Source organism: Stutzerimonas azotifigens DSM 17556, from assembly GCF_000425625.1.
Classification (GTDB): domain Bacteria; phylum Pseudomonadota; class Gammaproteobacteria; order Pseudomonadales; family Pseudomonadaceae; genus Stutzerimonas; species Stutzerimonas azotifigens.
The window spans coordinates 149,603-168,431 of the sequence record NZ_KE384411.1 but is presented as its reverse complement, the minus strand read 5'-3'; the positions used below and the strand labels follow the sequence as shown (position 1 = coordinate 168,431).

The window sequence follows — 18,829 nt, the reverse complement described above, 5'->3', positions numbered from 1 at the left end:
AGGCTGAGTCATTCAGCGCTGGATTTCCTTATCGGCATCCAGGGTGTACGGCAGATCCAGAGGGGTGAGCGGCAGCCCGTCGGGCGAGCCGAGGTAGATGCGGCCGTCGGCTGCGGCGTCTTCCTGCAGCACGGCGAGCAGCTCGATGCCCTGTTCGGCCGGCGCGGCCAGCACGACCTCGCCGACGCTCGATCCGTGCACCGGCGAAAACAGTTCGACGCCGGGGGCGGGCAGGGCGGTCTGCCCGACGTCGACCAGCGACAGGCGATGCAGGCGGCGCTTGAGCTTGCCCAGGTACTGCATGCGCGCCACGATCTCCTGGCCGGTGTAGCAACCCTTCTTGAAGCTGACGCCGCCCAGCGCCTGCAGGTTGATCATCTGCGGGATGAACAGCTCGCGCGTGCTGCCGAACACCTGGCCGATGCCGGCGCGCACCTGCGCCAGCAGCCAGCGTTCCAGCGGCGCTTCGCTCAGCTGTGCGGCCAGCCGGCCGCGAATCGATTCGGCCTGCCCGGCCGGGGCCCACAGCTCGGCGCGGCCGTCGGACAGCCGTACCGCGAGCAGTTCGCCGGCGCGCGCGACCCGGTCCGGTTCCTGCGGCAGGTCGAGGCCGAGGGTGACCAGCGCCGTGTCGCCGCCGGCCAGACCGAAGCGGGCCCAGCGGTCGCTCTCGTCGCCGATGGCCGACTTGGAGAACACCGCGTATTTCTTCAGGTCCGCCTGCTGCCCCTCGAGCAGTTCACGGGCGAGCGCCAGCAGGTAGCCGTCGCCCTCGCCGAGGATGCGGAAGCTCGACTGCATGCGGCCCTTGGGGGTGCAGCGGGCACCGAGGCTGGAGCGCTCGGCGGACAGGTAGTTGAGGTTGCAGGTCAGCTGGCCCTGTAGGAACTTGGCGGCATCCGGGCCACGGACGGCCAGGACACCCTCGTGCGACAGGGCGCAGAAGAAAGCGGTATCGGTCATGGTCGGTCGCCAGGAAAGGGAAGCGCCATCATAGCAGAGGCCGATTCTCTGGCGAGCCGATGGCGGGCACGCAACCGGCCGATATAATGCGCGCCGACTCACAGGAGCTATCCATGACCGATCAAACCGAACTCAATCGCCTTTTCTGGCATAGCCGACGCGGCATGCTGGAGCTCGACGTGCTGCTGGTGCCCTTCGTCAAGGAGGTCTATCCGCAGCTCGACGCCGAGGACCAGGCGCGCTACCGCAAGCTGCTCGCCTGCGAGGATCAGGACCTGTTCGGCTGGTTCATGGAGCGCAGCGAGCCGGAAGACGCGGATCTGCTGCGCATGGTTCGCATGATTCTCGACCGTGTCCAGCCGAAGTGACACCTTCGAGTGCCGCTGGCAGCCCTCGCGGATGCTGCTGCGGCTCTACCTGAGCGTGCTGGCGCTGGCGGTGCTGGCCACCGCCCTCAGCGCTCTTCCGGCCGGTTGGAAGCTTCTGGTGCTGGCGCTGTGCGCGGTGCATGCGTGGTGGACGCTGCCGCGGTACGTGCTGCTCAGCGACGCGGCGGCCTGGCGCGGGTTGCGCCACGACGAGACCGGCTGGCAGCTGTGGAGCCGGGCGCACGGCTGGCAGCCGGTGCAGCTGCGCCCCGACAGCCTGGCCCTGCCGCTGGCGGTGGTGCTGCGCGTGCGGCTGCCCGGCGCCTGGCGCAGCCGCGGATTGTGCATTCCCTTCGATGCGATGGGGCCGGCCGAACACCGGCGCCTGCGCGTGCGGCTGAAGTTCAGTCGGCGTAGGTGGGCGGCACCAGAATAGTGTCGCGCGCCTGCGGCAGCAGGCCGGGGTGGTCGAGGGTGTAGTGCAGCCCGCGGCTTTCCTTGCGCTGCATCGCCGAGCGGATCATCAGGTCGGCCACCAGCGCCAGGTTGCGCAGCTCGATCAGGTCGCGGCTGACGCGGTAGTTGCTGTAGAACTCGTCGATCTCGCTCAGCAGCAGGCGCACGCGGTGCTGGGCGCGCATCAGGCGCTTGTCGGTGCGCACGATGCCCACGTAGTCCCACATGAAGCGCCGCAGCTCGTCCCAGTTGTGCGCGATGATCACGTCCTCGTCGGAGTCGGTGACCTGGCTCGCATCCCAGGCCGGCAGCCGCTCGGGCGCGCGGGTCTCGGCGAGGCCCGCGACGATGTCGGCGGCCGCCGAGCGGGCATAGACGAAGCATTCGAGCAGCGAGTTGCTGGCCATGCGGTTGGCGCCGTGCAGGCCGGTGAAGCTGGTCTCGCCGATGGCGTAGAGCCCGGGCAGGTCGGTGCGACCGCGCTGGTCGACGAGCACGCCGCCGCAGGTGTAATGCGCGGCCGGCACCACCGGTATCGGCTGGCGGGTGATGTCGATGCCGAAGTCGAGGCAGCGCTCGTAGACGGTGGGGAAGTGCGCCTTGATGAACTCGGCCGGCTTGTGGCTGATGTCCAGGTAGACGCAGTCGGCGCCCAGGCGCTTCATCTCGTGGTCGATGGCGCGCGCGACGATGTCCCGCGGGGCCAGTTCGGCACGCGGATCGAAGCGCGGCATGAAGCGCTCGCCCGAAGGCAGCCGGAGCAGCGCGCCTTCGCCGCGCAGGGCCTCGGTCACCAGGAAGCTCTTGGCCTGCGGGTGGTAGAGGCAGGTGGGGTGGAACTGGTTGAACTCCAGGTTGCCGACCCGGCAGCCGGCGCGCCAGGCCATGGCGATGCCGTCGCCGCAGGCGCCGTCGGGATTGCTGGTGTAGAGGTAGGCCTTGGCCGCGCCGCCGGTGGCGAGCACCACGAAGCGCGCCTGGAAGGTATCCACCTCGCCGGTCTGGCGGTCGAGCACGTAGGCGCCCAGGCAGCGCCCGCCGTCGCGGCCCAGCTTGCGGTCGGTGATCAGGTCCACCGCTACGCGCTGCTCGAGCAGCTCGATGTTCGGCCGCTGGCGGGCGCGCGCGAGCAGGGTGTTGAAGATCGCCGCGCCGGTGGCATCCGCGGCGTGGATGATGCGCCGGTGGCTGTGGCCGCCTTCGCGGGTAAGGTGGAAGGCGAAGCCCTCTTCCTGATGCTGCTCGTCGCGGGTGAAGGGCACGCCCTGGTCGATGAGCCACTGGATGGCTTCGCGGCTGTGCTCCACGGTGAAGCGTACGGCCTCCTCGCGGCAGAGCCCGGCGCCGGCATCGAGGGTGTCGGCGACGTGCGAGTCCACGGTGTCGCCGGCATCCAGCACGGCGGCGACGCCGCCCTGGGCCCAGAAGGTGGAGCCGTTGGCCAGGTCGCCCTTGCTCAGCACGGCGATGTTCAGCGACTGGGGCAGTGTGAGGGCCAGGGTGAGGCCGGCAGCGCCGCTGCCGATGACCAGCACGTCATGTTGGTAGTAGTGGCTCATGTCGGATACCAGATGAGGGGCGCCGCCTAGTATATCGGTCGTCGGTATGGCCTAAATAGACGGGCGGTAACGCTCGATGCTGTGCGCGACCGAAACACGTCGTATCCTAACCGGCTTTGCCAAAGGCCGTTGGCGACGGCAATGTAACGCGCTGCGCCTCTACCATACGTCGGAACTTTTCTTCCATGCGGGCCGTCAATAGACAGTTGCCCGAGCAGTCAGGCTGGCTATGCACATAGGCGGCCCGGCAGCACCGTGGGTGCAGGGAGAGGCCGGCGGCAGGGTGATGAGCGCTCGTATCTATTGGTTTTTTGCAGGATGGCTTGCTAGGAGGGGAACTTTTGCGTAGAGCCCGGGTCTATTCTGGCAGTTCGGTTCGCTGGTGGGCACGGCACCCCTTCGGCTTCAACGAGGAGTGTGCATGCTAACCCAGGAGCAGGACCAGCAACTGGTCGAACGAGTGCAGCGGGGAGATAAGCGGGCTTTTGATCTGCTGGTCATGAAATACCAGCACAAGATTCTCGGGTTGATCGTGCGGTTCGTGCACGACTCCCACGAGGCCCAGGATGTGGCGCAGGAAGCATTCATCAAGGCCTATCGCGCGCTGAGCAACTTCCGCGGCGACAGTGCCTTCTATACATGGCTGTACCGCATTGCGATCAATACGGCAAAAAATCACCTCGTGGCGCGGGGGCGTCGTCCTCCGGACAACGATGTAAGTTCCGAAGATGCCGAGTTCTATGAAGGCGATCATGCGCTCAAGGATATCGAATCACCGGAACGCTCACTGCTAAGGGATGAGATCGAGGGCACCGTTCATCGAACGATCCAGCAGTTACCGGAAGATTTGCGCACAGCCCTAACATTGCGCGAATTCGATGGTCTTAGTTATGAAGACATTGCAAGTGTGATGCAGTGTCCGGTAGGCACCGTTCGATCCCGGATATTCCGGGCGAGGGAAGCCATCGATAAAGCGTTGCAACCCTTGTTGCATGAATCCTGAGACAGCGGCGTCAGCCAAGAGAGGAACCGCCATGAGTCGTGAAGCCCTGCATGAATCGCTGTCCGCAGTGATGGATAACGAAGCGGACGAGTTGGAATTGCGCCGTGTACTCGCCGACAGCGGCGAGACCGAGCTGCGCTCGACCTGGTCGCGCTACCAGATCGCTCGTGCCGCCATGCACAAGGAGTTGATCGAACCGCGCCTGGACATCGCTGCGGCCGTATCCGCCGCCATCGCGGACGAAGCCGCGCCGGTCAAACCGGCCGAACACAAGCGCTCGGTCTGGCAGAACGTGGGCCGGATCGCCGTGGCCGCCTCGGTCACGGTCGCCGTGCTGGCGGGTGTGCGCCTGTACAACGGCGGCGCGGACAGCGCTCCGCAGATGGCTCAGCAGGCCGCACAGCCTGCGCCGTCCGGGCTCAGCGTACCGCAGGCACAGGGGCCTGCGATGCTGGCCGGCTACAGCGAAGGCGAGGCCGATGCGGGTCAGGCGGCACAGGACACCACCGCGGTGGAAGGCTGGCATGAACAGCGCCTTCCGGAGTATGTTCGCCAGCATGCCCAACAGGCTGCGTTCGGCGGATCGGAAACTGCACTTCCATACGCGCGAGCTGCAAGCATGGAAGAACGCTAGGGAGAAGCATGCGCGTCATACCGCTGTGTGTTGTTGCTTTGGGGGGCTGGCTGACGATGCCGGCCCTTGCCGCAGATGATGCTTTCCAATGGTTGAAACGCCTGGCCGAGGCCGAGCACCAGCAGAGCTATGCCGGTGACTTCGTCTACCAGCGCAACGGAAGCTTTTCGACCCATGCCATCTGGCAGCGCGTTGCCGGCGGAGAGGTCAGGGAACGCCTGCTGCAGCTCGACGGTTCGGCCGTCGAGGTCGCCATGGTCGACGGACGTCCCGTCTGTGCGACCCAGGGGCTGGTGCCTGGCGCCGCTTCGGGTAATGGCCTCGGCGGAGACCGGTTCGACCCTCGTGTACTGACCCAATCCTACGAGCTGCGCGTGATCGGCGACTCCCGTGTCGCCGGGCGCGATACCGTGGCGCTGGCCATCCTGCCGCGCGACCAGCATCGCTACGGCATGGAACTGCATCTGGATCGCGCTACCGGGCTTCCGTTGAAATCCCTGCTGCTGAACGAACAGGGGCAGTTGCTCGAGCGCTTCCAGTACACCCGGCTGGATGTCGGCGACGTGACCCCGGAAACCCTGCGTACCGGCACCGGGTGCAAGACCGTCGAGGTCCCTCCGGCCCGTGAGCCGCAGCCGGTCGAGTGGCGCTCGGACTGGTTGCCGCCGGGTTTCGAGCAGTTGGAGTCGGATGTGCGATCGAGCCCTGCCGCCGACGAGTCGGTCGCCTGGCTGAGCTATGGCGACGGGCTGGCCCGTTTCTCGGTGTTCATCGAACCGCTGCGCGGCGAAGTCGTGCAGGACGCCCGCAGCCAAATGGGGCCGACGGTCGCGGTGTCCAAGCGCGTCACCGTCGATGACGGCGATGTCATGGTGACGGTCGTGGGAGAAATCCCGCTGGGTACTGCCGAGCGCATCGCGCTGTCGATGAGAAAGGCGCCCGGCCTGGCCCAGCAATGATCGAAGAGCGCGGGCGTGTCGTCGCGGTAGAGCCCGAGGCCGCCTGGGTGCAGACCGTCCGCAGCAGCTCGTGCTCGACCTGTTCGGCGCGCGCCGGCTGCGGGCAGGGTCTCATGGACCGGCTCGGCGTTTCCGGGCGGGTCGGCCTGGTCCGGGCGCATTGCCCCACGCCCGTGCGCCAGGGCGATGAAGTGGTCATCGGCATCGCCGAAGATGCGCTGCTCAGAGCCTCTCTGCTCGTCTATTTGTTTCCGCTGATATCGTTGCTCGCCGGCAGCCTGCTGGCGCAGCTGCTGTTCGGTCTCGGCGAACCCTTCGTCATCATCTCGGGGCTCGTTGCCTTTGCGCTCGCCTGGGCCGTGGTTTGCAGGCACGGCGAGCGCCTGGCCGGCCGTCGCCGGTCCCAGCCGGTGGTGCTGCGCACCCTGCCGGCGGACGCATCGGCCACGCCTTGAATCCATCCTCGTCGGGAGACCGGACTATGTCGTCGTACTGGAAGAACTATCACGCCATGGTGGCGGGTCTGCTCCTGCTGGGGCAGGCCCTGGTGGCGCGCGCCGAGCTGCCCGACTTCACGCCGCTGGTGGAGAGCGCCTCGCCCGCGGTGGTCAACATCAGCACCCGGCAGACCGTGCCCGCCCGTGGCGCCGGCGCGCAGATGCCCGATCTCGAGGGGTTGCCGCCGATCCTCCGCGAATTCCTCGAGCGGGGGATTCCGGGCCTTCCGGGCGGGGCCGCCCCGGGGCAGCCGCGTGAGGCGCAGTCGCTGGGTTCCGGATTCATCATTTCCGAGGACGGCTACATCCTCACCAACAACCACGTGGTGGCCGACGCCGACGAAATCATGGTGCGCATGCCCGATCGCAGCGAGCTGGTAGCCAAGCTGGTCGGCGCCGACCCGCGGACAGATGTGGCGCTGATCAAGGTCGACGGCGACGGCTTGCCCACCGTCAAGCTCGGCAAGTCGAGCGCGCTGCAGGTGGGCGAGTGGGTGCTCGCCATCGGCTCGCCGTTCGGCTTCGATCATTCGGTCACCGCCGGGATCGTCAGCGCGACCGGTCGTAACCTGCCGAACGAGAGCTACGTGCCCTTCATCCAGACCGATGTCGCGATCAACCCCGGCAATTCCGGCGGCCCGCTGTTCAACCTGCAGGGCGAGGTGGTCGGCGTCAACTCGCAGATCTTCACCCGCTCCGGCGGCTTCATGGGCCTGTCGTTCGCCATTCCGATCGACGTGGCCATGGATGTCGCCGATCAGCTGCGCACCGCCGGGAAGGTCAGCCGCGGCTGGCTCGGCGTGGTGATCCAGGAGGTCAACAAGGAACTCGCCGAATCCTTCGGGCTCGACCGGCCGGCCGGCGCCCTGGTCGCCCAGGTGGTCGATGGCGGCCCGGCGGCCAAGGGCGGTCTGCGCGTGGGCGATGTGATCCGCAGCCTCAACGGCGAGCCGATCGAGATGTCGGCCGATCTGCCGCACCGTGTCGGGGCGCTCAAGCCGGGTACCCTGGCCACCCTGGAAGTGGTGCGCGACGGTGATCGGGAAACGCTTCGCATCGAAATCGGTGCGCTGCCCGAGGAGGGCGAGCCGCTGGCCATCGACGAACGGGGCGAGCCGATCGGGCAGGGCAACAACCGGCTCGGCGTACAGGTCTCCGAATTGACCGCCACCCAGAAACAGGCGCTCGATCTGCAGAACGGCGTGGTGATCACCGAGGTCGGCAGCGGCCCGGCCGCCATGATCGGGTTGCGCCCGGGCGACGTGATCACCCACCTGAACAACGAAGCCATCGACTCGGTGCAAGCCTTCGACAAGGTGACGCGGCAGTTGCCGAAGAATCGTTCGGTGTCCATGCGCGTGCTGCGCGAGGGGCGCGCCAGCTTCATCACTTTCAAGCTGTCGGAGTAGGCCGGCGCGCGGAAACGGGGGCCGGCGGCAGGCTCCGGCGCCGCCGGTGCGCTCGGCCGGTCGGCAATGGCACTCGCAGGGGCATTCGGTTAAACTCACCGGCTATTTTCGGCGGGCAATCGGCCCGCGGCATACCGAGTGTTCGAGCTGTGAGTGACCTGAGTCATATCCGCAATTTTTCCATCATCGCCCACATCGACCACGGCAAATCGACCCTGGCGGATCGCTTCATCCAGATCTGCGGTGGTTTGTCCGAGCGCGAGATGGAAGCCCAGGTGCTGGACTCGATGGACCTGGAACGTGAGCGTGGCATCACCATCAAGGCCCACAGCGTCACCCTTTACTACAAGGCGAAGGACGGCAAGACCTACCAGCTGAACTTCATCGACACCCCCGGGCACGTCGACTTCACCTACGAGGTGAGCCGTTCGCTGGCCGCCTGCGAGGGGGCGCTGCTGGTGGTCGACGCCGGCCAGGGCGTCGAGGCGCAGTCGGTCGCCAACTGCTACACGGCGATCGAGCAGGGCCTCGAAGTGATGCCAGTGCTGAACAAGATGGACCTTCCCCAGGCCGAGCCGGAGCGGGTGAAGGAAGAGATCGAGCACATCATCGGCATCGACGCCACCGACGCCGTGGCCTGTAGCGCCAAGAGCGGCATGGGCGTCGAGGACGTGCTCGAGCGGCTGGTGCAGGTGATCCCGCCGCCGCAGGGCGAGATCGACGCACCGTTGCAGGCCCTGATCATCGATTCCTGGTTCGACAACTACCTGGGCGTGGTCTCGCTGGTGCGGGTGCGCCACGGCCGCCTGAAGAAAGGCGACAAGATCCTCGTCAAGTCCACCGGCAAGGTGCACCAGGTCGACAGCGTCGGGGTCTTCAATCCCAAGCACACCACCACCGAGGATCTCAAGGCCGGCGAGGTGGGCTTCATCGTCGCCGGCATCAAGGACATCCATGGCGCCCCGGTGGGCGATACCCTGACCCTCGCCTCGACGCCCGACGTCGAGATGCTGCCGGGCTTCCAGCGCATCAAGCCGCAGGTATACGCCGGCCTGTTCCCGGTCAGCTCGGACGATTTCGAGGACTTCCGCGAGGCGCTGCAGAAGCTGACGCTCAACGACGCGGCCCTGCAGTACGAACCGGAGAGCTCCGATGCGCTGGGCTTTGGCTTCCGTATCGGCTTCCTCGGCATGCTCCACATGGAGATCATCCAGGAGCGCCTGGAACGCGAGTACGACCTCGACCTGATCACCACCGCGCCCACCGTGGTGTTCGAAGTGGTGCTGAAGAACGGCGAGCTGCGCTACGTCGACAACCCGTCCAAGCTGCCCGATCTGGCCTCGATCGACGAGATGCGCGAGCCCATCGTGCGCGCCAACATCCTCGTCCCGCAGGATCACCTGGGCAGCGTGATCACCCTGTGCATCGAGAAGCGCGGCGTGCAGCGCGATATGCACTTCCTCGGCACCCAGGTGCAGGTTTCCTACGACCTGCCGATGAACGAGGTGGTGCTCGACTTCTTCGACCGCCTCAAGTCGGTCAGCCGCGGCTACGCTTCGCTCGACTACAGCTTCGACCGCTTCCAGGCCGCCAATCTCGTTCGTCTGGACGTGCTCATCAACGGTGAGAAGGTCGATGCGCTGGCACTCATCGTGCATCGCGACAATGCGCACTACAAAGGTCGCGCTCTGACCGAGAAGATGAAGGAACTGATCCCGCGGCAGATGTTCGACGTGGCGATCCAGGCGGCGATCGGCGGGCAGGTCGTGGCCCGTACGACGGTCAAGGCCTTGCGCAAGAACGTGCTTGCGAAGTGCTACGGCGGCGACGTGAGCCGCAAACGCAAGCTGCTGGAAAAGCAGAAGGCAGGCAAGAAACGCATGAAACAGGTCGGCAGCGTGGAAATCCCGCAGGAAGCCTTCCTAGCGGTACTGAAGGTGGATAGCTGAGATGTCGATCAATTTCCCTCTGCTGCTGGTGATCGCCGTGTTGGTGTGCGGTGCCCTGTCGCTGTTCGACCTTCTGTTTCTCGCCCCGCGCCGGCGCGCCGCCATCGCCGCCTACGAAGGGCAGGTCGGCCAGGCCGATCCGGGCACGCTGGAAGAGCTGAACAAGGAACCCCTGCTGGTCGAGTACGGCAAGTCGTTCTTCCCGGTGCTGGCGATCGTCCTGGTGCTGCGCTCCTTCCTCGTCGAGCCGTTCCAGATCCCGTCCGGCTCGATGAAGCCGACCCTGGAAGTCGGCGATTTCATCCTGGTCAACAAGTTCGCCTACGGCATCCGCCTGCCGGTGGTCGACACCAAGATCATCGACGTGAACGACCCACAGCGCGGTGACGTCATGGTGTTCCGCTACCCCAGCGATCCGAACATCAACTACATCAAGCGCGTGGTCGGCCTGCCGGGCGACACCGTCCGCTACACCGGCGACAAGCGCCTGTACGTGAACGGCCAGCTGGTCGCCGAGCAGCTGCTCGGCGAAGAGCCCGGCAGCCTGGGCAGCGCCAGGCTGTATGTCGAGCAGCTGGGCGAGGCCGAGCACCAGATCCGCAAGGAAATGACCCGTCTGCGCATCGAGCCGGACCGCGAATGGAGCGTGCCGGCCGGGCACTACTTCATGATGGGCGACAACCGCGACAACTCAAACGACAGCCGCTACTGGGACGATCCGGGCATCCCCTACGAGCTGCGCGGCATGGTTCCGGACCGCAACATCGTCGGCAAGGCCTTCGCCGTGTGGATGAGCTGGCCGGATCCGAAGTTCAGCAACCTGCCGCATTTTTCCCGCGTAGGCCTGATCCACTGATCCTGTGAAGCATTCCCGGTTCGCTGGTTGCCGCTCGCTATAGTAGGGCGGCCCGCTGATGGGCGTTTAACGACAATGAGGTCGATATGAGTCTTGCACGCTCGCAGAAAGGAATGTCCATGCTCGGGTGGGTCGCGATGCTGGCGCTGGTGGCATTCTTCGCCAGCGCGGCATTCAAGATGTTTCCGCACTACCTGGACTTCATGTCCATGGACAAGATCATCATGGCCGTCGAAACCGATTCGGCGCTGGACATTCGATCGGTTCGTGACTTTTATGATCATGTCAACAAAGGCATGCAGGTCAACGGCATCAGGGACCTGAATCTGCGGGACGTCCTGCAGGTCGAGGTCGACGGCGACGAATTCCGTGCTCACCTCGATTACGAGAAGCGCGAACCCCTGATCCGCAACCTCGACCTGGTCGCCAACTTCAGCAAAGATTACCGTCTAAGGATGCCGTGAGCACATCGCTAGCCCGCCTGGAGCGCAAGCTCGGCTACCAGTTCAAGGACCAGGAGCTGATGCTCCTGGCCCTCACCCACCGCAGCTTCGCCGGACGCAACAACGAGCGCCTGGAATTTCTCGGCGACGCCATCCTCAACTTCATCGCCGGCGAAGCGCTGTTCAACCACTTCCCGCAGGCCCGCGAAGGCCAGCTTTCGCGGCTGCGCGCGCGTCTGGTCAAGGGCGAGACCCTGGCCCAGCTGGCGCGCGGGTTCGAGCTCGGCGACTACCTGCGCCTGGGTTCGGGCGAGCTCAAGAGCGGCGGTTTCCGCCGCGAATCGATACTCGCCGACGCCCTCGAGGCGCTGATCGGCGCCATCTACCTCGACGCCGGCATCGAGGTGGCCCGCGAACGCGTGCTCGACTGGCTCGACAGCCAGCTGCAGGGCCTGACGCTGGTGGACACCAACAAGGACCCGAAGACCCGCCTGCAGGAATTCCTGCAATCGCGCAGCTGTGAGCTGCCGCGCTACGAAGTGGTCGATATTCAGGGCGAGCCGCATTGCCGGGTCTTCTTCGTGGCCTGCGAAGTGGCCTTGCTCAACGACAGGACGCACGGGCAGGGCGCCAGCCGGCGCATCGCCGAGCAGGTGGCCGCAGCGGGCGCGCTGGTCGCCCTGGGCGTCGAAAACGGCCAAGACTGAGGGGGGGCCGCCAGGCCACCCTCGGCATCACGAGGAATCATCATGACTGCTGAAGGCAGCCGCTGCGGCTACGTGGCGATCGTCGGACGGCCGAACGTCGGCAAGTCCACCCTGCTCAACCACATTCTCGGGCAGAAGCTCGCCATCACGTCGCGCAAGCCGCAGACCACCCGGCACAACATGCTCGGGATCAAGACGGAGGGCGAGGTGCAGGCGGTGTACGTCGACACGCCCGGCCTGCACAAGGACGGCGAGACGGCGCTCAACCGCTACATGAACCGCACCGCGTCCTCGGCGCTGAAGGACGTCGACGTGGTGATCTTCGTGGTCGACCGCAACCGCTGGACCGAAGAGGACCAACTGGTCCTGGAGCGTGTCCAGTACGTGCAGGGCCCGGTGATCGTCGCGGTCAACAAGACCGACCGCCTCGAAGACAAGGCCGAGCTCCTGCCGCACCTCGAATGGCTCGCCGAGCAACTGCCGAACGCCGAGATCGTGCCGATCTCCGCGCAGCAGGCACGCAACCTGGACGTGCTGGAACAGCTCGTCGGCGAACGCCTGCCCGAAGGCGAGCACTTCTTCCCCGAAGACCAGATCACCGATCGCAGCAGCCGCTTCCTCGCCGCCGAACTGGTGCGCGAGAAGATCATGCGCCAGCTCGGCGCCGAGCTGCCCTACCAGATCACCGTCGAGATCGAGGACTTCAAGCAGGAGGGCAGGGTGCTGCACATCCATGCGCTGATCCTGGTCGAGCGCGAGGGGCAGAAGAAGATCATCATCGGCGACAAGGGTGAACGCATCAAACGGATCGGCCAGGAAGCGCGCAAGGACATGGAGACGATGTTCGACTCCAAGGTCATGCTCAACCTCTGGGTGAAGGTGAAGGGCGGCTGGTCGGACGACGAGCGGGCGCTGCATTCGCTGGGCTACCGCGACAGCTGACCGAGCCGGCCGCAGGCGCGACAGGCGCCTGCGGCGAACCCCTCACGCCATGTCCAGCCCCTCCGCCTTCGTCCTGCACAGCCGGCCGTACCGCGAGACCAGCGCGCTGGTCGACCTGTTCACGCCGCAAGGGCGGACCCGCGCGGTCCTGCGCGGCGCGCGCGGCCGGGCCGGCACGCTGGCGCGCCCCTTCGTCCCGCTGGAGATAGAGCTGCGCGGGCGTTCCGAGCTGAAGAACCTGATACGCCTGGAGCCGGCCGGCACCGCGCACTGGCTCGACGGCGACGCGCTGTTCAGCGGCCTGTACCTCAACGAACTGATCATCCGCCTGCTGCCCGCCGAGGACGCCCATCCCGACCTCTTCGAGCACTACGCCGCGACCCTGCCGGCGCTGGCCGCGAGACGTCCGCTGGAGCCGCTGCTGCGGGCCTTCGAATGGCGCTTGCTGACCGAGCTGGGCTACGGCTTTCCGCTCGACCTGGACATCGCCGGGCAACCCATCGACCCCGCAGGCGTCTATCGTCTGCAACCGGACGCCGGCCTCGAGCCGGTCGGGCAGCTCCAGCCCGGGCTGTTCGGTGGTGCCGAACTGCTCGCCATGGCGGAGGCGGCCTGGGACCAGCCGGGCGCGCTGGCCGCGGCCAAGCGGCTGATGCGCCAGGCGCTGGCGCCGCACCTGGGCGGGCGGCCGCTGGTCAGCCGCGAGCTGTTCCTGGCCAGGGCCGCGGGGGCGGCGCCGCGGGAGTGAACCATCCGAACCATCTGCAACCTTGAGAGGAGAACGCGTGTGACCGAGCTGCAACGAATTCTGCTGGGGGTCAACATCGACCACGTGGCGACGCTGCGTCAGGCGCGCGGGACGCGCTATCCCGACCCGCTGAAGGCGGCGCTGGATGCGGAAGAGGCCGGCGCCGACGGCATCACCCTGCACCTGCGCGAGGACCGGCGGCACATCCAGGAGCGCGACGTGCGGATGATGAAGGACGCGCTGCAGACCCGCATGAACTTCGAGATGGGCGTCACCGAGCCAATGCTGGAGTTCGCCGAGAGCATCCGCCCGGAGCACATCTGCCTGGTGCCGGAAACGCGGCAGGAACTGACCACCGAAGGCGGCCTCGACGTCGCCGGCCAGGAGGCGCGCATCAAGGCGGCCGTCGAACGCCTGGCACGCACCGGCGCCGAGGTGTCGCTGTTCATCGATGCCGACCCGCGCCAGATCGAGGCGGCCAGCCGCATCGGCGCGCCGGCCATCGAGCTGCATACCGGGCGCTACGCCGACGCGCATACCCCGGCGGAGGCGGTGCTCGAACTGGCGCGCATCCGCGACGGGGTCGCCCTGGGGCTGGATCACGGCCTGGTGGTCAACGCCGGCCATGGCCTGCATTACCACAACGTCGAGGCGGTCGCGGCGATTCCCGGGGTCAACGAACTGAACATCGGCCACGCCATCGTCGCCCACGCCCTGTTCGTCGGCTTCAAGCAGGCGGTGCGTGAAATGAAGGCGCTGATTCTCGGCGCGTCGCCGCGTTCCTGAGGGGGACCGGCCCGGCGCCGCCCTGGGGTCTTCCGCCCGAACGAGCGCGGCGGGCCGCCCTTCGGCCCGCCGCCGAAATGACACTCCTCCGACGAACCGCTATCCTCTCGCGCCACCGCCGCCCTCTGCCAGGATGTGGCGGCCGGTGCCTCGCGGGCCACGAGCCTGCGCAAAGTCTGCCGAGGCGGGGTGATCCCCGTGCCTCACGATAACAAGGAACAAGCGAATGTCCCTCAGCAACCCCACGTTCGTCACCTTCGTGACCTACATTGCGGCGATGATCCTGATCGGCTTCCTCGCCTACCGTGCGACCAAGAATTTCGACGACTACATCCTCGGCGGGCGCAGCCTCGGCAGCTTCGTCACGGCGCTCTCGGCCGGTGCCTCGGACATGAGCGGCTGGCTGCTGATGGGCCTGCCCGGGGCGGTCTTCGTCGCCGGCCTGTCGGAAAGCTGGATCGCCATCGGCCTGATCATCGGCGCCTGGCTGAACTGGCTGTTCGTCGCCGGCCGGCTGCGCGTGCACACCGAGCACAACCACAACGCCCTGACCCTGCCTGACTATTTCTCGCACCGCTTCGAGGATGACAGCCGCCTGCTGCGCATCTTCTCGGCGCTGGTGATCCTGGTGTTCTTCACCATCTACTGCGCCTCGGGCGTGGTGGCCGGGGCGCGGCTGTTCGAGACCACTTTCGGCGTGCCCTACGACCTGGCGCTGTGGATCGGCGCGGCAGCGACCATCCTCTACGTATTCATCGGCGGCTTCCTCGCGGTGTCCTGGACCGACACCGTACAGGCCACGCTGATGATCTTCGCCCTGCTGCTGACGCCGCTGTTCGTGATCCTGGCGCTGGGTGACATCGGCGCGGCCATGGATACCATCGAATCGGTCAAGCCGGCCGCTTTCGACATGTTCAGCGGGCTGTCCTTCATCGCCATCGTCTCGCTGCTGGCCTGGGGCCTGGGCTATTTCGGCCAGCCGCACATCCTGGTGCGCTTCATGGCTGCCGACTCGGTCAGCAACATTCCCAACGCTCGCCGCATCGGCATGACCTGGATGATCCTGACCCTGGCCGGTGCCGTGGCGGTAGGCTTCTTCGGCATCGCCTACTTCGCCGGGCACCCGGACCAGGCCGGGCCGGTGAGCGAGAACGGCGAGCGGGTGTTCATGGAGCTGACCAAGATCCTGTTCAATCCCTGGATCGCCGGGATCATCCTCTCCGGCGTGCTGGCGGCGGTGATGAGCACCCTGAGCGCGCAACTGCTGGTGAGCTCCAGCGCGCTGACCCAGGATTTCTACAAGGCCTTCCTGCGCAAGGGCGCCTCGCAGACCGAGCTGGTCTGGGTCGGCCGCGCCATGGTGCTGATGATCGCGATGATCGCCATCGGTATCGCTTCGAACCCGGAGAGCAAGGTGCTGGGGCTGGTGTCCTACGCCTGGGCCGGTTTCGGCGCGTCCTTCGGCCCTGTGGTGCTGTTCTCGCTGCTGTGGAAGCAGATGACCCGCAACGGCGCGCTGGCCGGGATGCTGGTCGGTGCGGTGACCGTGGTGGTATGGAAGGAATTCATCGGCCTGGGGCTGTACGAGATCATTCCCGGCTTCATCCTCGCCAGCCTGGCGATCCTGGTGGTGAGCAAGCTGGGGCCGGCGCCGTCGGCGTCCATCCAGGCGCGCTTCGACGCGGCCGAGCGGGAGTACCAGCAGGGCTGAGGGCATCCCGGGCGGGCGAAAAAGGCCACCGGAGTCAGGCTGTCTAAAAGCTGGGGGTCTGCAGCCTAAGGCAGAGGCCGGGATGATACGCGGCCATCAGGCTCGCGGGTGGAGGGCGGTCTGGCCGGCAGTTTGGTGGGCTGAAGCCCACCCTACCAAGCTTGTCGCCAGCGGGTGCCAATGTAGGAGCGACCTTGGTCGCGAACCGATTTAACGCCATGCTTCTTCGCAAGCAAGGACTCGGCATCCCCCTCGCTCCAACGGGGCGGCGTTCACGTTGATGCGATGTTGCTTCAACGCGGCATCACCTCGGCCAAATCGATGCGTCGCCACAGCGCCTCGGCGAAGCTGTAGAGGGCGAAGGCGAGCAGCCCGAGCCCGATCGCCAGCAGGAGCAGCCAGCCGAACGGCAAGCCCTGCAGCGCTTCCAGCGCCTCCTTGAGCCCCGGCGGGTCGGTCGGCTGGTAGCGGCTGCCGCCGAGGACGAGCAGGGCGGCGATGATCAGGAATACGCAGCCGCGCGCGACAAGCCCGACGCGCGCCACCGGCCGCACCAGGCGCATGCGCTCTTCGGAGCACTGGAAGTGGCGTTCGAACTTCAGGCGCCAGGCCTTCACCAGGTGCGCGATGCCGACACCCAGCGGCACCAGCGCCATCAGGTAGATCACCCGGTTGGCGTTGTCGTAGCGCAGCAGGCGGGCCAGCAGGTCGTTGTCGCCTGCGCCTGCGCCCCCGGAGCCGAGGCCGGTGCCCAGCAGACCGAGCGCGAAGATCGCCAGCAGGCCGTTGACCAGCGCGCTGCCGACGAGTCCGGCGCGGATCAGCAGGCCCTTGCCATCAGTGCCGTGGCCATCGGTGTCGCCCAGCGCCTGGGTCAGGCGCCAGGCCACGTGCGCGAGCAGGCCGAGCGCCACCAGCCAGAGCAGGGTCGTGCCGAACGGCTGTTCGAGAATCCGCGTGATCGCCCCCCGGGTATCCACCGTATCGCCCGAGCCCATGGCCGCCATCACCGCGAAGCAGGCCACGATCACGTACACCACACCGCGTGCGGCGTAGCCGCCACGTGCCAGCCAGACCACCCCTCGGGTCACGGTCATTCGGCCTCGTTCTCCATTCGACCTTTATATGAGGTGTAGACGGCTGCGTTTCGGTATCGGTTCGCAGGCGCGTTGGACGCATCCATCGAGAGGGGCGGGCGGTCGGGACGACGATAGGCAGGATTGTTGAGAAGCATTAGTATTTGCGAACAAAAGCACAGGAGAGCCTGAATGGCCACCGACGGCGTTCTCGGACGACACGAGCTGCAGCGCTTCTATGCCGACCACCATCGCTGGCTGCACGGCTGGCTGCGGCGACAGCTCGGTTGTCGGGACAATGCCGCCGATCTGGCCCAGGACACCTTCGTGCGCCTGCTCGCCCGTGAGCAGGATTTGCGCGCCATCCGCGAGCCTCGCGCCTATCTGCATGCCATCGCCCGCGGGCTGCTGCTCAATCATTGGCGGCGGCGCCGAATCGAACAGGCCTACCTGGAGGCACTGGCCGCCCGGCCCGAGCCCTGCGCGCCGTCGCCGGAGCGCCGCGCACTGATCATCGAGGCCCTGCTGGAAATCGACCGGCTGCTCTCCGGCCTGCCGGAAAAGGCGCGCCGCGCGTTCCTGCTGTCGCAGCTCGAAGGACTCACCTATGCGGCGATCGGCGCCGAGCTCGGCGTCTCCGAACGGATGGTGAAGAAGTACATGGCCCAGGCCATGTTCGCCTGCCTGAACGTGGAACCGCTGGCCGAGGGGGATCTGTGAATCCCAGGGCGCTGCAGCAGGCGGCGGAGTGGTTCGCCGTGCTGCAGTCGGGACAGGCTGGCGAGGCCGAGCACCGCGCCTGGCGACGCTGGCTAGAGCGCAGCGCCGAGCACCGCCAGGCCTGGGCGCGGGTCGAGCGGATCAGCGGGCAGTTCCAGGCGTTGTCGCAGGACGCCACGGCGCGTGCGGCCGGACGCGGGCTGAGCGGCCCGTCGATGGGGCGCCGGCGGATGCTCAAGACCCTCTGCGTGGCCGGCGGAGCCGGTGTGCTCGGGACCCTGGCCGGCCCCGCCTGCCGCGACTGGATGGCCGACGAGCGCACGGCGGTGGGCGAGGTGCGTGCGCTGACCCTGGCCGACGGTTCGCAGCTGTGGCTGAACACCGACACCGCGCTGGACATCCGCGTGGCGGCTGAAGGCCCACACCTCATCCTGCGTCGCGGCGAGCTGCTGCTGGAGTCGGCCGCCGAGGCACGCATCCATGTGAGCGCCCGGGACGCCGAGCTGGCCGGCAGCGGGGCGCGAATGGCCCTGTACCAGGGCGACGGCGAAAGCCGCGTCAGCCTCTACGAGGGCGCGCTGCGCCTGTCGCTGACAGCGCGGCCGGGCGTGGTGGAGGAAGCGATGCCCGGGCACGAGCTGCTGTTCGATTCCGCGCGGTTGCTCGGCTCGGGGCCGGCCGCTGCCGGGGCGCGGGCCTGGGCCACCGGCGTGCTGCTCGCCGACCACCTGCGGCTCGACGATTTCGTCGCCCAGCTCGGGCGCTATCGCCGCGGCTATCTCGGCTGCGACACGCGGATCGCCGGCTTGCGCGTGGTCGGCGCCTATCCGCTGGCAGACACCGACCGGGTGCTGGATATCCTCGCCGGCACCCTGCCGATCCGCGTCAATCGGCGCCTGCCCTGGTGGGTGAGCCTCGAGCCGGCTGCGGCTTGAGGCAGCCGAACGCGCAAGTAAAAATTATTCTTATTCAGGTTCCCCTTTTTAGGAGCCCGCGGGGCATACAGGCACAGGTCCCCCGCGGGACGCCAGAGAAGCAGGAAA

At 66.9% G+C, this 18,829-nt stretch carries 20 protein-coding genes; 17 read left to right on the top strand and 3 right to left on the bottom strand.

Features of this window, described 5'->3' with window-relative positions:
* Positions 1–12: 12 nt before the first annotated feature.
* Positions 13–963, bottom strand: coding sequence for a CAF17-like 4Fe-4S cluster assembly/insertion protein YgfZ (gene ygfZ / locus H610_RS0115385; protein WP_028240508.1), 951 nt, complete (start codon positions 961–963; stop codon positions 13–15).
* Between the two features lie 113 nt (positions 964–1,076).
* On the opposite strand from ygfZ, the gene H610_RS0115380 reads away from it, so the two are divergent.
* A complete protein-coding gene (locus H610_RS0115380) occupies positions 1,077–1,331 on the top strand; it encodes an FAD assembly factor SdhE (protein ID WP_028240507.1) in 255 nt (84 codons plus the stop codon).
* Positions 1,315–1,767: a protein YgfX gene (locus H610_RS0115375; protein WP_028240506.1), complete on the top strand. Its 453-nt coding sequence runs from the start codon at positions 1,315–1,317 to the stop codon at positions 1,765–1,767. Before H610_RS0115380 ends, H610_RS0115375 begins: the two co-directional genes overlap by 17 nt.
* Here the strand turns inward: H610_RS0115375 and nadB are convergent.
* Entirely contained in the window at positions 1,736–3,346 is a 1,611-nt protein-coding gene (gene nadB, locus H610_RS0115370) for an L-aspartate oxidase (RefSeq protein WP_028240505.1), read from the bottom strand. The two genes, H610_RS0115375 and nadB, sit on opposite strands and share 32 nt — an antisense overlap.
* A 421-nt stretch (positions 3,347–3,767) precedes the next feature.
* Between nadB and rpoE the strand changes: the two genes are divergently transcribed.
* From rpoE to putP, 13 genes are all read left to right on the top strand, one after another.
* Positions 3,768–4,349: an RNA polymerase sigma factor RpoE gene (gene rpoE, locus H610_RS0115365; protein WP_028240504.1), complete on the top strand. Its 582-nt coding sequence runs from the start codon at positions 3,768–3,770 to the stop codon at positions 4,347–4,349.
* A gap of 31 nt (positions 4,350–4,380) precedes the next feature.
* Positions 4,381–4,983: an RseA family anti-sigma factor gene (locus H610_RS0115360; RefSeq protein ID WP_028240503.1), complete on the top strand. Its 603-nt coding sequence runs from the start codon at positions 4,381–4,383 to the stop codon at positions 4,981–4,983.
* A gap of 8 nt (positions 4,984–4,991) precedes the next feature.
* Positions 4,992–5,942, top strand: coding sequence for a MucB/RseB C-terminal domain-containing protein (locus H610_RS0115355; RefSeq protein ID WP_028240502.1), 951 nt, complete (start codon positions 4,992–4,994; stop codon positions 5,940–5,942).
* Complete coding sequence (locus H610_RS0115350) at positions 5,939–6,397, top strand: SoxR reducing system RseC family protein (RefSeq protein ID WP_028240501.1); 459 nt, start codon at positions 5,939–5,941, stop codon at positions 6,395–6,397. Before H610_RS0115355 ends, H610_RS0115350 begins: the two co-directional genes overlap by 4 nt.
* Before the next feature lie 26 nt (positions 6,398–6,423).
* The gene (locus H610_RS0115345) at positions 6,424–7,848 is read left to right on the top strand and encodes a DegQ family serine endoprotease (RefSeq protein ID WP_043238696.1); all 1,425 of its coding nucleotides are present in this window, start codon (positions 6,424–6,426) and stop codon (positions 7,846–7,848) included.
* Between the two features lie 149 nt (positions 7,849–7,997).
* On the top strand, positions 7,998–9,797 hold the full coding sequence (gene lepA / locus H610_RS0115340) for a translation elongation factor 4 (protein WP_028240499.1): 1,800 nt from the start codon (positions 7,998–8,000) through the stop codon (positions 9,795–9,797).
* 1 nt (position 9,798) lies between these two features.
* A complete protein-coding gene (gene lepB / locus H610_RS0115335) occupies positions 9,799–10,653 on the top strand; it encodes a signal peptidase I (protein WP_028240498.1) in 855 nt (284 codons plus the stop codon).
* A gap of 86 nt (positions 10,654–10,739) precedes the next feature.
* On the top strand, positions 10,740–11,117 hold the full coding sequence (locus tag H610_RS0115330) for a DUF4845 domain-containing protein (protein WP_028240497.1): 378 nt from the start codon (positions 10,740–10,742) through the stop codon (positions 11,115–11,117).
* Positions 11,114–11,803 (top strand): ribonuclease III, encoded by a 690-nt coding sequence (gene rnc, locus H610_RS0115325; protein WP_028240496.1) that lies wholly within the window; start codon positions 11,114–11,116, stop codon positions 11,801–11,803. Before H610_RS0115330 ends, rnc begins: the two co-directional genes overlap by 4 nt.
* Positions 11,804–11,845: 42 nt before the next feature.
* Positions 11,846–12,745 carry a GTPase Era gene (gene era / locus H610_RS0115320; protein WP_028240495.1) on the top strand — a complete coding sequence of 300 codons (900 nt, stop codon included), beginning with the start codon at positions 11,846–11,848 and terminating at the stop codon, positions 12,743–12,745.
* 49 nt (positions 12,746–12,794) lie between these two features.
* Positions 12,795–13,493: a DNA repair protein RecO gene (gene recO, locus H610_RS0115315; protein ID WP_028240494.1), complete on the top strand. Its 699-nt coding sequence runs from the start codon at positions 12,795–12,797 to the stop codon at positions 13,491–13,493.
* A gap of 39 nt (positions 13,494–13,532) precedes the next feature.
* The gene (gene pdxJ, locus H610_RS0115310; RefSeq protein ID WP_028240493.1) at positions 13,533–14,279 is read left to right on the top strand and encodes a pyridoxine 5'-phosphate synthase; all 747 of its coding nucleotides are present in this window, start codon (positions 13,533–13,535) and stop codon (positions 14,277–14,279) included.
* A gap of 226 nt (positions 14,280–14,505) precedes the next feature.
* Positions 14,506–15,990: a sodium/proline symporter PutP gene (gene putP / locus H610_RS0115305; RefSeq protein WP_028240492.1), complete on the top strand. Its 1,485-nt coding sequence runs from the start codon at positions 14,506–14,508 to the stop codon at positions 15,988–15,990.
* 293 nt (positions 15,991–16,283) lie between these two features.
* On the opposite strand, the gene H610_RS0115300 is transcribed toward putP, so the two are convergent.
* Positions 16,284–17,087 (bottom strand): DUF1206 domain-containing protein, encoded by an 804-nt coding sequence (locus tag H610_RS0115300; protein ID WP_028240491.1) that lies wholly within the window; start codon positions 17,085–17,087, stop codon positions 16,284–16,286.
* Between the two features lie 171 nt (positions 17,088–17,258).
* Between H610_RS0115300 and H610_RS0115295 the strand changes: the two genes are divergently transcribed.
* Together H610_RS0115295 and H610_RS0115290 are read left to right on the top strand one after the other, a co-directional pair.
* Positions 17,259–17,786, top strand: a complete 528-nt coding sequence (locus H610_RS0115295) for a sigma-70 family RNA polymerase sigma factor (RefSeq protein ID WP_028240490.1) — start codon at positions 17,259–17,261, stop codon at positions 17,784–17,786.
* Positions 17,783–18,721, top strand: coding sequence for a DUF4880 domain-containing protein (locus H610_RS0115290; RefSeq protein WP_028240489.1), 939 nt, complete (start codon positions 17,783–17,785; stop codon positions 18,719–18,721). Before H610_RS0115295 ends, H610_RS0115290 begins: the two co-directional genes overlap by 4 nt.
* Positions 18,722–18,829: the final 108 nt, after the last annotated feature.

Bases quoted from the DNA above. Each gene is read 5' to 3' on its own strand.
- lepB (WP_028240498.1), top strand. From the start codon at position 9,799: ATGTCGATCAATTTCCCTCTGCTGCTGGTGATCGCCGTGTTGGTGTGC.
- rpoE (WP_028240504.1), top strand. From the start codon at position 3,768: ATGCTAACCCAGGAGCAGGACCAGCAACTGGTCGAACGAGTGCAGCGG.
- nadB (WP_028240505.1), bottom strand. From the start codon at position 3,346: ATGAGCCACTACTACCAACATGACGTGCTGGTCATCGGCAGCGGCGCT.
- H610_RS0115300 (WP_028240491.1), bottom strand. From the start codon at position 17,087: ATGACCGTGACCCGAGGGGTGGTCTGGCTGGCACGTGGCGGCTACGCC.
- ygfZ (WP_028240508.1), bottom strand. From the start codon at position 963: ATGACCGATACCGCTTTCTTCTGCGCCCTGTCGCACGAGGGTGTCCTG.
- H610_RS0115295 (WP_028240490.1), top strand. From the start codon at position 17,259: ATGGCCACCGACGGCGTTCTCGGACGACACGAGCTGCAGCGCTTCTAT.
- putP (WP_028240492.1), top strand. From the start codon at position 14,506: ATGTCCCTCAGCAACCCCACGTTCGTCACCTTCGTGACCTACATTGCG.
- H610_RS0115330 (WP_028240497.1), top strand. From the start codon at position 10,740: ATGAGTCTTGCACGCTCGCAGAAAGGAATGTCCATGCTCGGGTGGGTC.
- H610_RS0115360 (WP_028240503.1), top strand. From the start codon at position 4,381: ATGAGTCGTGAAGCCCTGCATGAATCGCTGTCCGCAGTGATGGATAAC.
- era (WP_028240495.1), top strand. From the start codon at position 11,846: ATGACTGCTGAAGGCAGCCGCTGCGGCTACGTGGCGATCGTCGGACGG.
- H610_RS0115380 (WP_028240507.1), top strand. From the start codon at position 1,077: ATGACCGATCAAACCGAACTCAATCGCCTTTTCTGGCATAGCCGACGC.
- H610_RS0115345 (WP_043238696.1), top strand. From the start codon at position 6,424: ATGTCGTCGTACTGGAAGAACTATCACGCCATGGTGGCGGGTCTGCTC.
- H610_RS0115355 (WP_028240502.1), top strand. From the start codon at position 4,992: ATGCGCGTCATACCGCTGTGTGTTGTTGCTTTGGGGGGCTGGCTGACG.
- H610_RS0115350 (WP_028240501.1), top strand. From the start codon at position 5,939: ATGATCGAAGAGCGCGGGCGTGTCGTCGCGGTAGAGCCCGAGGCCGCC.
- recO (WP_028240494.1), top strand. From the start codon at position 12,795: ATGTCCAGCCCCTCCGCCTTCGTCCTGCACAGCCGGCCGTACCGCGAG.